This is a genomic window from Pseudomonas sp. BN417 (assembly GCF_029871205.1).
Taxonomy (GTDB): domain Bacteria; phylum Pseudomonadota; class Gammaproteobacteria; order Pseudomonadales; family Pseudomonadaceae; genus Metapseudomonas.
In genome coordinates, this window is sequence record NZ_SSOJ01000087.1 from 52038 (window position 1) to 65140 (window position 13103).

The following is a 13103-nucleotide window of genomic DNA, read 5'->3' on the forward strand; positions in this document are numbered from 1 at the left end:
GCTGCCTCGGACGCAAAGGCCCGAGTGCCGAAGAAATCGAGAGGAGACACCCTCATGAAATGTACTGCCCTGTTGTTCACCGCCGCCCTGCTGGCCTCGCCCGTGTTCGCTGCCGACGACCTGTGCACGGTCAACCTGCAGAAACTCAACGATGCCTTGGCCACCAACACCACCATCAGTGACCCGATCAAGCAGGAAGTCCAGGACCTGCGCATGAAAGCCGAACAGGCCCAGCAGGCTGGCGACACAGAAGGCTGCATCAACGCCAGCTCCCTGGCCCTGCAGCGCCTGCAACAACCCGGTACCGAAGGCGGTAGCGGCGAATCCACCTGATGCACCTCGCCCGCTGACCGCCCAATCCCGGGGAAGGACCTGTGGGAGCGAATTGATTCGCGACGGGCCGCGACGTGGCCCCGTTCCCCGGGTCCCGTCCAATCCGGCACTAGGCTGGAGCTCTCCTATACTGCTCAGCGGTCAATCCGAAAAGGAGGTCTCACATGCGCCGAATTGCCGTTTTCCTAGCCGCCGCCCTGCTCAGTGCTCCGCTTCTCGCCTCGCACTGTCCAGCGGACATGGCGAAGATCGACGAAATCCTGAAGACCGATCCGCCCGCCGACCCCGCCGTACTCGAGCAGGTGAAGAAACTCCGCGCCGAAGGCGAGGAGCTTCACAATTCGGGTAACCATGCCGAGTCCGAGAAAGTGCTGGGCGAAGCCCTGGGCCTGCTGCAGTCCAGCGAGTAGGTCCCTGGGCCTGGTCAGGCCTCCTGGCCGAGCAGTGAGAGTGCCATCCGGCGGACCTGCTTGAGGTCCACCGGTTTGCTCAGGCAAGCGTCGGCCCCGCGCCGACGCGCCTCGGCCAGGAGTTTTTCGTCCACCGCGGCGCTCACTACCAGCACTGGCATCATCGCCAGGCGCGGGCTGGAGCGCACGAAATCGAGTACATCCAGGCCGTCGCCGTCGGGCAGGTCAAGATCCAGCAACAGCAGCGCGGGGGTGATGTCCGCCAGCAGTCCCAGCGCCTTCCCCACCGACCCCGCACCCCGCACCTCGGCCATCTCGCGCAGGCCTTCCTGGAGGACCTTCAGGCAGGCTGGGTGATCCTCCACGCAGAGCACCTTGGGCAGTGCCGGCGGCTCCTCCGTCTCGGGTTTGACCGGTTTGGGCGGCTCGAAGTCCTCGGACGCGGTCACGCTGGGCAAGTCGATCCAGAAGCGGCTGCCGATATCCGGCGCACTGCTGAAGCCCATCTCGCCGCCCATCAGTTCCGCTAGCTCGCGGCATAGCACCAGGCCGATACCGGTGCCGGGAATGGTGGAATTCTCCCGGCCCAGGCGCTGGAACGGCTGGAACAGCATGGCCTGCTGCTCCCGACTGAGCCCCGGCCCGCTATCGGCCACCCAGAGCCGCACCGCGGCAGGCCGCACCTCGTAACCCATGCTGACCATGCCTTGCGGACTGTTGTACTTCACCGCGTTGGACAGGAGGTTCAGCACCACCTGGCGCAGGCGTCGGGCGTCGGCCATCACCAGCAACGGCGGCGCCGGTGGCGGCATCTGCTGCAGCTGCAATTGGCGCGCCTGCAGTTCCGGCTGGATCAGTTCACCGCAGCTGGCCAGCAGCGGCCCGATATCCACAGGCTTGAGCTGCAGCTTCTGACGGCGGTTCTCGATGCTCGACAGGTCGAGGATGTCGTCCACCAGCGAGGTAAGGTGACGGCTGGCGTTGACGATCTCCTGGGCGTAATCGCCCTCCACCTTGCGCTCTTCCTGCCCTTCCGCCTCCAGGGCGATCAGCTGGGCGAAGCCGTTGATCGCGTTGAGCGGCGTGCGCAGTTCGTGGCTCATGCTGGAAAGGAAGCGGCTCTTGGCCTGGCTCGCTGCCTGGGCCTCACGGCTGGCGACGCGCAGCTCTTCTTCCACCTGCTTGAGCCGGGTGATATCCACATGGGTACCGGCCACCCGCAGGGCACGGCCGTCGGAGTCGCGCTCCAGCACCTTGCCGCGGCTGAGCAGCCAGGCGTAACGACCTTCGACATCGGCGAAGCGATACTCGGCGTCGAAATTGTCCTGGTCGCTGACGGAGAACAGCATGCGCAGGCGGCGCACCCGCTCTACGTCGTCCGGGTGCACGCGCTCGACGAATTCGGAGAAGGTGATGTTGTCGCTGCGCAGTCCGAAGCGTTTGACGAAGCGCCCGCTCATCTTGATCGACAGGGTGATGGCATCGACTTCCCAGAGGCTTTCCGTGGTGCTTTCCAACACCAGGTCGAGATTGCGCCGGGCTTCCAGTCGCTCTTCCTCGCTGGCCTGCAATTGCGCGCCGCTGAGCTGCACCGCCTCGGCCAAGGCCTGGAGTTCGGCGATGCGGCTGCTCGGTGCCGGCGGGCGGAAGTCGCCCTGGCCGATGCGCTTCATCATGCCCATGATGCCGGCCATGGGCGTGGCCAGCTCGCCGCTGAGACGCCGCGAGCGGGACCACATCCAGGCGAAGAACAGTGCATAGAAGAAGCCCAGGCCAGCGATCAGCAGATAACCGATCTGCTGGTAGCGCGAGGCGAGGCGGTTGGTTTCCTTGAAGATATTGGCCTCGTCCACCACCATCATCAGCCGCCACCCGGTCTGCGGGATCTCGCTCCAGGCCACCAGCTGCTTGCGCCCGCCGAGCTCCACTTCCTGCACATTGCCTTTGCCCGCGGCCATGGCCTCCAGCAGCGGCTGCATCTCGCGGTGGCGGGCCAGGTTGAAGTCCTCGGGCTTGAGCACCTCGCGGCGCACCGCCTCGTCGTAGGAGAAGCGCGTCAGCTCGCGCAGGCCGAAATCACGTTCCCCCGCCTCCGGCAGCGCCATGATGCTGTGGTCGCGGCTCACCAGCATGGCGTAGCCCTGCCAGGGCACCTTGAGGCTGCCGATCTCGCCCAGCATCTGCCCCACGGTGATATCCAGGCCCACCACCCCTTCGAGGAAGTCACCACGATAGACCGGGGTGATGGCCGACATCATCCAGCCGAGGCCGGCCGGGTCCAGGTAGACATCGGTCCACATCGTCTTGCGCTGCGGATTGTGCTTGGCGTCGGCGAGGTAATAGAAGTTGTAGTTGGGTATCACCATGTCATGGGGATACTGCTCGGGCGTCATGAAAAACGGGAAGATGCGGTTGTAGCTGTCCCAGCTGTTGAAGTAGACCGCCGCCACCAGCGGGTTGGATTCGCGTATGGAGCGCATCAGCGGGTCGACCTGGGACAGGCGCAGGGCCTTCTCGTGGTCCTGGCGCTCCAGCGGCGTGCTGCTGGCATAGAAAGACGCGGCGCGGCCGTCGTCGCTGCGGGTGTAGTAGACACCGTCGGAACTCAGCACATGGCGTTGACGCTCAAGCTCATCGGGCTTGAAGGTCCGGTCCTGCAGCGCCCGGCCCACCGCGTCGCGGAACAGCCGCGTAGGCACTTCAATGCCCTGCAGGCGCATGTCGATCACTTTGCCCTCGCGAAGCACGGCACTGCTCAGATCCTCCAGCGCGCTTTGCTGCAGGTAATCGACCTGGGCATCGCGGATCGCGCTGTTAGTGAGCAGATAAGCCGTGATCAGCACCGATTCGACCAGAATCAGCGGTATCAGGGCACTCTGTACGAAGGCACGCCAGATCCACTGGCGCAAGGGAGTTCGGGCGGAACGCGGCATGGCGACGTCTCAGCGCAAAGGTCTTCCTGACAATAGCCTGCAATCATATCGCAAGCACCCATGACGTTAGGTCAAAAGCGAGGTCGACGCTGCCCCGTCTTATGCCGTAGACTAGACCCCGTTGTACACCCTGCAGTTCTTGGGGCCGATTAGGATTCGACGCCGGTAACAAAACTCTAGGGGCATGCCGAGCTGGTAGCAGACCTCGTAAATCAGCTGCTGCAAACTATTAGTTGCCAACGACGACAACTACGGGGCGGCCCTCGCGGCCTAACCCTTCTGGCGGCTTCGGCTGCCAGCAGTCATAAGGGGATGCCTGTAAACCCGAAATGACTGTCAGATAGAACAGGATCGCCGCCAAGTTCGCTGTAGACGTAACGGCTAAAACTCATACAGCTCGCTCTGAGCACCCTGCCAGTCGGGCCGCAAAGAGCTAACTCAGTAGACTTGGCTAAGCATGTAGTCCCGAAAGCGGAGAGCTGGCGGACGGGGGTTCAAATCCCCCCGGCTCCACCAAACCCATGTTTCGAGATGATCCCACATGTTCCCATGTGCACTCGAAACACCCTGCAAAGCCCGCCTCGTGCGGGCTTTCTTGTTTCCGCATGTTCCCACACGTCCCCCCCTATCGTTGTCCATCGTGTATCCCTGCGTGTATCCTCACCGATAAAGTGAACTGAAGGGATACAAGCATGAAGCGCAGCGAGATCAAGCGTCGTCCTTTGGCTGATACGGTCCTCGCCAGCTTAGAGGCGGAGACCCAGGAATACAGGGAACTGGATGGCGATGGCCTGTACTTCCGCGTGAAACCAGACGGCTCGAAGTCATGGCAACTGCGCTATAAGAAGGCCGACGGCAAATGGTCATGGCTAGGGCTGGGCGGCTACGGCACGGGCGACCACCAGCTCACCGGGGAGCAAGCACGACGCAAAGCTCGTGAGCTACGCGACAGCACTGCGAAAGACGGCAACATTTTGGCCACCAAACGCGCAAGGAAAGCTGCGGAGCTCGAAGCGGCCAATAACACCTTCGAGCATCTGGCTCGCGAGTGGTACGGAACCAAGCGCAAGACATGGACTGAGGGAACAGCGGTTCGCACCATCGGTGCGCTTGAGAAACATGTGTTCCCAGTGTTTGGCAAGCGGCCCTATACCGGAATCCTCCCGATGGAGTGGATGGATTTCCTAAGGGGCATGGAGCAGACCGGCATCGTCGAGCAAACCAGCCGCGTACGTGGCATGTGTCGCGAGATATACGACCTTGCTCGGGTCACTGGTCGCGCCACCCACAACCCGCTCGAAGGTCTCCACAAGTTTCTGCTGACCAAGCCGGTCGAAAATTTCGCCCATGTATCACTTGAAGAGCTACCTGCTCTGCTACGAGCCATTCGCGCATACCCCCATGCGACTGACGTACGAATCGGCTTACAGCTGCTGGCGATGCTCGCCTGCCGTCCCTCCGAGTTGCGCGAGGCTCGCTGGGCAGAGCTCGACCTGGATGCTGGCCTCTGGTTAATTCCCGCCGAGCGTATGAAGCGCCGCCGAGAGCATCTGATTCCTCTCCCCTGCCAAGCTGTCGAGTTGCTGCGCGAGCTGCACAACATCACCGGCGATTTCTCGCTACTGTTCCCTGGCCGCAGCGATACCACCAAACCGCGAAGTAACACTGTGTTCCTGATGGCCCTCCGCCGTCTCGGCTACGAAGGCCGCCAGACCGGCCATGGGTTCCGCCACTTAGCAAGCACCATACTTAACGAAAATGGCTTCGATTCCCAACACGTAGAAGCCCAGCTCTCCCACGTTAAGGAAGGCGTGCGGGGCGTCTATGACAAGAGCATTTACCTCGCGCAGCGCCGAGAAATGATGCGGTGGTATGCCAACCACTTGGACAAATTAGCAACTGGCAACGTGGTGCAAATCAAGCGCGCCTGATCCCTTGTTTGTCCCTCAAGCGAGGTGTTCAGTTTTACCCCCCCAAGCGGATGCAAATAATTTCTGTGCTCTCAGAATAGAACTCCTTTGAGCCAAAGGAGCACACCCCAGATGCATGCCAACGCACCGCTTCAAAAACTGTCCATTAAGGAAATCTGCGCTCTCGAAGGCCTCAGCCGCAGCGGACTCTACAAATTGATGAAGGCCGATCCAACCTTTCCGAAGCCGATCAAGAGCGGCCCCGCACGCGGTGCACGAGTACGTTTCCTAGCAACGGAGATTGCAGCCTGGCAGGAGCAACATCGCGCGATGCAGGGGGCTTTATGAAATGAAGGGCAGTAACTCGACTGACTTCTGGTGGACAAAGATTTTCCGCTGCGTCATCGACAGCGGTGATCTTGCAGCAATGTCTGGGAATGCAGTGAAGGTCTACGTCTCACTGAAATCCCGTGCACACGCTCAAACTGGATGCATCAAATGCAGCGCCAGCCAACTGGCTAGGGATGGAGGAATGTCGGAGAAGTCTGCGCGACGAGCGCTGGGAGAACTCGTTGAAATGGGGTATCTACAGAGTATCCAGCGCCCCGGCAGAACGTCGGAGCTGCACCTAATAGAGCAATTTACGCTCCGCGACGGCGATGAAAACCTAGGACGTGCGCGCTTCAAGTTCATCCCGGCTAGCGTCGATCAAAGAATAAGCGAAATGAAGGCCATGCTAGCCTCAGGGCGCCCGCTGGACGGCCTGACAACTATTAGCATCGAACATAATCTCAGTATTAGTGCTCATACCGTGAACATCGCCGTTATCCAGGACAGCGGCGATCTCCAGGTGCTGGACCACGTCGTAAAAAACCCGAGATTTTCCAAACTGCAAAAGCACCTAAATCGCATACAGAGCGATTGGGACCAGGATGAGCCCTGAGATATCCACAGCGTGGTCGCCCATGACCGTGGTCCGCCCTGACCACGGTCACGCGGGGGTAGGCTGACTGGTCGCCGGTGACCGGACATACAAGCCCCCCCTGGTCACATGTGACCTACGTAATAAGAACAAGAAAATAAAAATAGATTTGGACTCCAGCTTCCCCCCTCAGTATTCCTTGCCCACCCTAGCCGAGCAGATTGCAGCCATGGACGCCAAGACCGCCGCCTACCTCGCCACCCTGCCGCCCGATCTGGCCGCACTGATTCGTCCGCTCAAGGTCGGCGGGCATCTGGCCGACGCCCTGCGCCGCATGGAACAGGCCGATTACCACCCCACCTTTGACCTAGCCAACGCGCGCGCCGGCGCCTTTCTCTTCGCAGCCCTGACCTATGGCGACCTAGCCCAGTTCGACTATCTCGCCTTGGAAGTCTATCGGTTCGATATGGGTCAAGCGCGTCGTGACTTTCTGAACGAGCAGGCCCAAGCGTACCGCCCTGATCCCGCGTGACCTTCGCTGCCTAGTGCTGAAACCATGACCAACAAGCCTGAACCACCGCCCATGCGGGGTGGCTACGGCCTGCTAGTGCAGGCCGCCCTCGATGTCGCCAGCGCCGAATGGCTGCAGGTGCGCCGCTAGGACCTGGCCGCGCGCCTCGGCGCCTTGTGACTGCCGCTGCGGGTGTTCGCCTCGCTATGGGCGGTGGGGCGCGATTGCGAGGGAGTGGGGATCCGTGCGCTTTTGGTCGAGCAGTAGGCTGCAAAAACTATGCAGGTCGGAATTCAGACCAAGAAGGAAAACTGCCATGAGCGGGCGGTGTTTTCTTAGCAAACCTAGGTTGGATGCAGCGAGGGCCTGAGTAGAGAAGATGCCTAGCTGTAACCGAAAGCAAGGGCAGCCGGAGCTGCCCTCTCCTTCCCCAGCTACTTGGCCTCCCAACCGACACTGGTCAGTTTCAGGGTGACCTGGGCTGTCTGAGTGCCTGCGCTAGCCTGGAGCATCTCCGGGTAGTAGAGGGGAAGGTTTGATTCCGGCAGCCACGGCGCCGTGATCACGCCATAGTTAAAAGTGACCGTTGCTTCCTTGTAGTCGCCGTTGCTCATGGGTCCGTCCCATTTGACGACCTCGGCCAACACCTTTTTCCCCCAGCAGATGTCCGGACCGACCATGAAGGGCTTGAGCTTTTCGCTGGGGGTGTATCGTGCGATCGGCATTTTCCAACCCGGTGTTTTAATTGCTGCGTCTTCGCCGTTGACCAAACCGGCGCTTTGCAGATTGGCAAAGGTGATCGCCCGCAGCGATTTCGATTTGATTTCCAGGATGGTTACGTCGACTGGCCACGTCTTTATGCCGAGGCATAAGCTGCCGTTCGCCTCTAGATCTTGAGCGATGGCCTGTTCAAACTCACCCTTGTAGTTGTCGCACCCAGCGATCGCCAATGTAGAAACAGCTAGTACCGAAATACGATTTTTCATAGCGTCCTTGTCGTGTCAGGTGGTCATGAAGCGCCTCGATACTGAGGCAAATAGTCATCATCGGCGCCGGTGAATCCAGAAAAAGCTGTCCGCACACACAGACAGTCTCAACTCGTGTTCGCCGTTCTTCCGGAACCAGTTCAGGGCGTAGGTCAGATTGCCGCTGCAATCGGCCCACATTGGCAACAGTGCATCTGAGACCTCGACGACCCGTAGCCTGACGCCGCCAGAGACCAACACCAGGTCGACGGTAACCGTCCGGTCCAGGAGCAAGGCGGCGCTACCCAGTAGCCGGTTCAGTGCTGGGAGATCGAGATCGAGCGCCAAGCCGGCCCGCAAGTTGGCGGCGAGCTTGCGCTCGAAGGGGTTGAGCGTCAGTTCCCAGCTTCGGAGTTCAACATCCGGCGCGTCGTCCTCCTGCAAGTAACGGAGGTCTCCATCAATTTCGAAGAGCATTGGCGACCTCCTGAAGTTCGCGCATCTTCCGGGAGTGGTGGCCGCAGCGATTAATACAACGTGCCAGCCACCACAGGCGCAGCACCATTCCGAGTGGAGTCACCTCAACATCGAGCTCCCTCAGTGCTGCCTGCACAGCCGCTTTGGCTGGCTGGAGACCGGCAACCAACTCAGCATTCCTCGCCAGGTGAGCGGCCCGTCGGGCCGCCCAACATTTGAGCAGCCGCATCAGTGACCTCCGGTGCGGGCCATGCGCTGCAAGATCGCAATGCGCTCCCGGTCATCAACTCCCTGCAGTACGTTGAGCCGGGCCGCGATCAACTCGGCCTCGACAAACGAACCGATGGGGAGATGTTCCAGTGGAATGGGGGCAGCAAAATCGGTGCGGATAGCAACCAGGACCAACTCGGCACGATCTACTGAGACATGGGCCACTGCACCGAGGCGTGTCAGCTGCTCATCGAGGTCGCGCACCAGGTCGCTGGAAATGGTGTTTGGGTGAGTGTACATAGAGACTCTCCTGTCATGGTGAGCCTGTACGCTCAGCCCCATTCGGAGGTGTCACAACCCCCCAAGCAACAACGGCAGCACCTGGTTGCCGAGGTAGCTCCCCAGGACAGCCGCGTTGAAGAACACAACGACACGCGTCCAGACCGGACGCCAGTTGAGCACGCCGGCATAAAGGAACAGCGCTGCGCCAATCAGCAACCCGACCGACACCCCTTGGGCACTAAGCAGGATATCGAGCAGGGTGCTGCAGGCATTGGCCACGGGGAACCAGGCGCCGCCAGCCGTTAAGGCAAAAACGAAACTGGAAGCCGCCACCACGCAGAAGCCGCGCGGCGACAGTGATAAGCCGAGGATTCGAATCGTGCGAGACATGGGTCACCTCCTGAGGATAGGGAGGTGGGCATCGTTTTACAGGCTGGGGTGTGTCACAACCGTTCGTTCTTCTCCCCAGCGATCAATGCCTCGCACTCGTCGCAGATCAGTTCATACGGCTGCCCGGTGAGCAGATCGTAGTAGTCGCGCGCGGCCCCGGTTCCCAGCTGCTCCCGACAGGACGAGCAGAACACCGGCATCTCACGCTCTCCGGCACCACGAAACCAGCCCGCGCAATAGCTGAGCTGATCGAGTCCTTCTGGTACGGGGAGCATGGCCCCACCAGCCTGACCACATTTAAACCCCTGCTGCTCACTGTCCTGATGCAGCCACAGCGTTTTCCGCCGATACCCCTCCGCCTCCTTCCGCTGCCGATACAGCTCCTGGCGAATTGCGACTGCAGACCGTTGGCGTAGCTTCTGTTTCATCGGGTCCGGGCTTCTCGATCGGGGTTAGTCAGCAACTATACCAATCTCGAATCCACGTCTTTCGTTACCGCTTACGCGTTGTGGTAGCATCAACGGGGCAAGGGGCCGCACGCAGAGGCGGCTGGTGTTATAGGTGATGTCGGATGCCTTGGGGCTGGCACCCTATAACACATGCTTATGGATTCCCCTGCACAAGCAGGAGAAATGACAAGGCCCCGTTATTGGGGCCTTGTCATGAATGGGCAATTCCCATGACTGGGATTGGCGCCGGCCAGATCCGGAAACGCCAGTTCAAGGTCGGGCCGATTGCCGATCGCAATCGCCGTCATCACCGCTGTGCGGACCTCCTCCAGATCGGTACCTGCTAGTCGCGCCACAGTGGCCATGACCTCAGCCACTGGCCGATCAAAAACGAGAGCCTCGGACCAGTTAACAGGCAGGATCCTCATCAGTCCTCTCCTTTGGGCGGTTGAGGCCGTGGCGGATTAAGGTTAATGGTGCGCCCGGCACGCTCCTGCCCCGTGCGCGTGGAGCCATCCCCTCCAGTAGGCGGGACTGAATCCTTCACTGGAAAGCTCCTGCTCGCCTCCTGGCTGATCCTCTTCTGAACGGCCTGGCGGCTCAGCTCAGAGGTCGTCTCAGAGGACTTATCAGGGCCCCTCACCGCGCGTGCAATCCTGCTTATACCGGCTGCCATGGCGACCGTTGCCGCCGCCATTTTGGCAGCCTCCGTCGGAGTACCGATGGAGTTTCTGGCAGCAGCCGTGAGGCCCCCGATCGTGGTTCCGGTCAGCCTGCTGGAAAACCAGACAGCCCCGACCAGGAGCATTCCACAAACCGCTGACAGGCCGACCCGCAACATCTCCCACTCGGCGCCGTCACCTGTCCAACCAGAGGCCGCTGCGCTCTGCCCAAACACCACCGAGGCGTAGAGCAACGAAGCCCCTACAGCCAGTGCCTGACAAAAAATGGTGAAGAAAGTGCAGAAGGCCAAGGTCGACACGAGGACGGTGATAACCCGCATCCCGGCGACAATTGCCACCAGGACAAACACCGGAGCCAGGACCAATGTGATCGCAAATCCGGCACCGGCCAGCGTGAGGGCCATCGGCATCAGAACCTGCAGATCGAGCCATTGCTTGTAGTTCTTCAGGACCTGGAACGCCCCAGTTGCCGCGCCTATCGCTGCTCCCGTGGCGCTGCTCCCCTGCTCACCATCCCCCAGGCGCCCCATCAGCCTGGACCAGGCCACAACCGTTCCGACTGTGCCACTGGTTGCATCTAGGGTGGCGGGTGCCTTCTCCTTGCCCAATTTTTCTAGAGCGCGATAGGCCTGCTCTCCGCCGTACTGGGCGATGTGGAATGCCTCCATACAGTTGGTCGGTACGAACTGCCGGTCCATGTATGGATCCTCGTGCTCACGCACGAGCACGTTAGGTCCGTGGCGCGCCTCCACGGGGGCTTCGGATACCCGCAGGTAATCAACCCTCTGCTGGTTCTGCCCACTGAATAGCCCCTCCCAATAACCCTGCCCGGGTAGCTGATAACGCCGCTGCTCCTGGTTGAACGCATCCGGCACTTTCTGGCTGCCCAGCGCCTGCAACCCCTTTTCCCTGTTCCAGTTCAGCGACGACAGGTTGAACGCCTGCCCGATATCGCCCAGGTTGCTATCGATGCCGACGACCGAGGCCAGTAGATCCACTGCCCCACCAGCCAGCTCCCGCAACTGGTTCATGTTGCTGATCGTGTCGTCGGGGACACCCAGCCCCCCACCCCCCAACAGGCCGATCGATTGCCAGGCACGAACATCCGCGTGGTTGACCTCACCTGGGCGAGGGCCACAGCGTTGGTTGTAATCACGAATCAACGCGCCCAGGTCACTGTCCCCGAAAGCGGACACAGCGCGCTCAACCGCATCATCCAACGCGGCCTGGGTAGGGATAATCCTCCCACCCGCACTATTTTCGGCTAACGCCTTGGAAAGCGCGCTGCTGTAGACGCCCTGGAGGACGCCCCCCGCTTGGGCCAGCACGGCCTGGATCCTCAGCACCTCAATGGACGCTCGCCCTGGAAACTGCAGGGTGGTCGGTTGTAGCCCCCACATTACGATCAGAGCCACCGCTGCCCTTTCGCCCAGGGCAGCAAACTGCCCGCGCAGGAGGGCGAGGAGCAGCAATGTGACTGCCAGGAACATCGCTGGGGTGACCAGGGCACGGCTCGCAGAGCCAATTGCCTCAGTCACTGGAGCGATACCGATCAGGGTCGAGACGACCAGGTTTGACCAATGGGCGAATATCCAGTCGAATCCAGCCAACCCCTCAGCGTCCATGGCGGGCTCTCCGAATCACGTCCCCAACCAGCAGGCGGGCCCGCAGCAACAGCCAACCCACCACACAAAGGATGCCGATCCAGCTCACCGCCAACCAGATCGCCCGTTGGTCCACCATCACCCACATCACGATCCTGGGACTGACCAGCCAGATCAGGGCCAGGGCAAACTGCGCAGCCATGATCCCCAACCCAATTCTCCTCATCCAATGGGCGCCCCTCCGAATCACCGTCTCCATAACGTACCCCTCCGCGTTGGCTTATCCGGGGAGCATACGAGGACGTTAGGTGTGTCGACCCTCAATCGTGGGGCAAAAACGCCTCCCCTCTCAGACCGTAAGCGGTAACAGGCCAAGCAACCTAGGTGGGATCACCCCAAATGGCCTCGCCAACCTCACCTTTGCAAGGCAGCGCGTTGCGCTGCTGCGGCTACGCCGGGAACCCTGCTGCGCAGGTTCCCCGCTAACGCGGCCCCCCTCCACAACGACCAGCCGAGCTGGCTCGGCTGGCGGCGCTCTACGCGCCGCTCGTGCCTGACGGCACGCTATGTCAGGGACTCTCGCTACGCTCAGCCCCAGACATAGCGTGCCGTCCCAGCCCTCCGCGTATATTTCAGGCGCCACATTGACCGCCCCGGGCAGGACGCTAGGATGAGCTCATCCCACTGAGCGTCTCCCTACCAAGAGCGCTCACCCAATGCCCTGCTCCGCGCCATTCGCGGCAGGGCATCGGAGGGCGAGGTGCAGACGTAAATTCGCGGACTGCACCTCGTGCCCGGCTCGGTTCCCAATCTCGGAACTGAGCCGGGCGAACGCACTCCAGGAATAGCCTCCTGGAGCTGCGGTTAGCCCCGGCTCGACGTTGCTGGATGTCGTTAAATCCCCAGTTCCTGAGGATCTGCCTGCTCAGCAATCCAATGGCGCAACACCAATGAGCAAACAGCAAAAGGTGCCTAGCACGCTGCCTCGGCAGAAAGTCTCGCTGGTCCGAAAGGACGGAGTAGG

The 13103-nt window shown here is 61.1% G+C and carries 16 protein-coding genes and 1 other RNA gene; 7 read left to right on the forward strand and 10 right to left on the reverse strand.

Annotated elements, in window-relative coordinates; genetic code table 11:
• Positions 1-54 precede the first annotated feature (54 nt).
• On the forward strand, positions 55-333 hold the full coding sequence (locus E8F11_RS10435) for a hypothetical protein (RefSeq protein WP_280288766.1): 279 nt from the start codon (positions 55-57) through the stop codon (positions 331-333).
• Between the two features lie 164 nt (positions 334-497).
• Positions 498-743 carry a hypothetical protein gene (locus E8F11_RS10440; protein WP_280288767.1) on the forward strand — a complete coding sequence of 82 codons (246 nt, stop codon included), beginning with the start codon at positions 498-500 and terminating at the stop codon, positions 741-743.
• 14 nt (positions 744-757) lie between these two features.
• Here the strand turns inward: E8F11_RS10440 and E8F11_RS10445 are convergent, their stop codons facing one another.
• Complete coding sequence (locus E8F11_RS10445; RefSeq protein WP_280288768.1) at positions 758-3676, reverse strand: ATP-binding protein; 2919 nt, start codon at positions 3674-3676, stop codon at positions 758-760.
• Positions 3677-3817: 141 nt separating this feature from the next.
• On the opposite strand from E8F11_RS10445, the gene ssrA reads away from it, so the two are divergent.
• From ssrA to E8F11_RS10470, 5 genes are all read left to right on the forward strand, one after another.
• Positions 3818-4192, forward strand: a transfer-messenger RNA (tmRNA) gene (gene ssrA / locus E8F11_RS10450).
• Positions 4193-4368: 176 nt separating this feature from the next.
• Positions 4369-5607: a tyrosine-type recombinase/integrase gene (locus tag E8F11_RS10455; RefSeq protein WP_280288769.1), complete on the forward strand. Its 1239-nt coding sequence runs from the start codon at positions 4369-4371 to the stop codon at positions 5605-5607.
• Between the two features lie 111 nt (positions 5608-5718).
• Positions 5719-5934, forward strand: a complete 216-nt coding sequence (locus tag E8F11_RS10460; RefSeq protein ID WP_280288770.1) for an AlpA family phage regulatory protein — start codon at positions 5719-5721, stop codon at positions 5932-5934.
• Between the two features lies 1 nt (position 5935).
• Positions 5936-6529, forward strand: a complete 594-nt coding sequence (locus tag E8F11_RS10465; protein WP_280288771.1) for a helix-turn-helix domain-containing protein — start codon at positions 5936-5938, stop codon at positions 6527-6529.
• A 208-nt stretch (positions 6530-6737) separates the two neighbouring features.
• Positions 6738-7040, forward strand: coding sequence for a hypothetical protein (locus E8F11_RS10470; RefSeq protein WP_280288772.1), 303 nt, complete (start codon positions 6738-6740; stop codon positions 7038-7040).
• Between the two features lie 413 nt (positions 7041-7453).
• On the opposite strand, the gene E8F11_RS10475 is transcribed toward E8F11_RS10470, so the two are convergent.
• The 9 genes from E8F11_RS10475 to E8F11_RS10515 all read right to left on the reverse strand — a co-directional run bounded on the left by E8F11_RS10475 (position 7454) and on the right by E8F11_RS10515 (position 12281).
• The gene (locus tag E8F11_RS10475; protein WP_280288773.1) at positions 7454-8005 is read right to left on the reverse strand and encodes a hypothetical protein; all 552 of its coding nucleotides are present in this window, start codon (positions 8003-8005) and stop codon (positions 7454-7456) included.
• 57 nt (positions 8006-8062) lie between these two features.
• The gene (locus tag E8F11_RS10480; RefSeq protein WP_280288774.1) at positions 8063-8461 is read right to left on the reverse strand and encodes a hypothetical protein; all 399 of its coding nucleotides are present in this window, start codon (positions 8459-8461) and stop codon (positions 8063-8065) included.
• On the reverse strand, positions 8445-8690 hold the full coding sequence (locus tag E8F11_RS10485) for a hypothetical protein (RefSeq protein WP_280288775.1): 246 nt from the start codon (positions 8688-8690) through the stop codon (positions 8445-8447). The genes E8F11_RS10480 and E8F11_RS10485 overlap by 17 nt, the downstream gene beginning before the upstream one ends.
• Positions 8690-8971 (reverse strand): hypothetical protein, encoded by a 282-nt coding sequence (locus tag E8F11_RS10490; RefSeq protein ID WP_280288776.1) that lies wholly within the window; start codon positions 8969-8971, stop codon positions 8690-8692. The genes E8F11_RS10485 and E8F11_RS10490 overlap by 1 nt, the downstream gene beginning before the upstream one ends.
• 51 nt (positions 8972-9022) lie before the next feature.
• Positions 9023-9343 (reverse strand): hypothetical protein, encoded by a 321-nt coding sequence (locus E8F11_RS10495; protein WP_280288777.1) that lies wholly within the window; start codon positions 9341-9343, stop codon positions 9023-9025.
• Between the two features lie 53 nt (positions 9344-9396).
• A complete protein-coding gene (locus E8F11_RS10500; protein WP_280288778.1) occupies positions 9397-9771 on the reverse strand; it encodes a hypothetical protein in 375 nt (124 codons plus the stop codon).
• Between the two features lie 218 nt (positions 9772-9989).
• Positions 9990-10220, reverse strand: a complete 231-nt coding sequence (locus E8F11_RS10505) for a hypothetical protein (RefSeq protein WP_280288779.1) — start codon at positions 10218-10220, stop codon at positions 9990-9992.
• Complete coding sequence (locus E8F11_RS10510; protein ID WP_280288780.1) at positions 10220-12100, reverse strand: hypothetical protein; 1881 nt, start codon at positions 12098-12100, stop codon at positions 10220-10222. The genes E8F11_RS10505 and E8F11_RS10510 overlap by 1 nt, the downstream gene beginning before the upstream one ends.
• On the reverse strand, positions 12090-12281 hold the full coding sequence (locus E8F11_RS10515) for a hypothetical protein (RefSeq protein WP_280288781.1): 192 nt from the start codon (positions 12279-12281) through the stop codon (positions 12090-12092). The genes E8F11_RS10510 and E8F11_RS10515 overlap by 11 nt, the downstream gene beginning before the upstream one ends.
• Positions 12282-13103 lie beyond the last annotated feature (822 nt).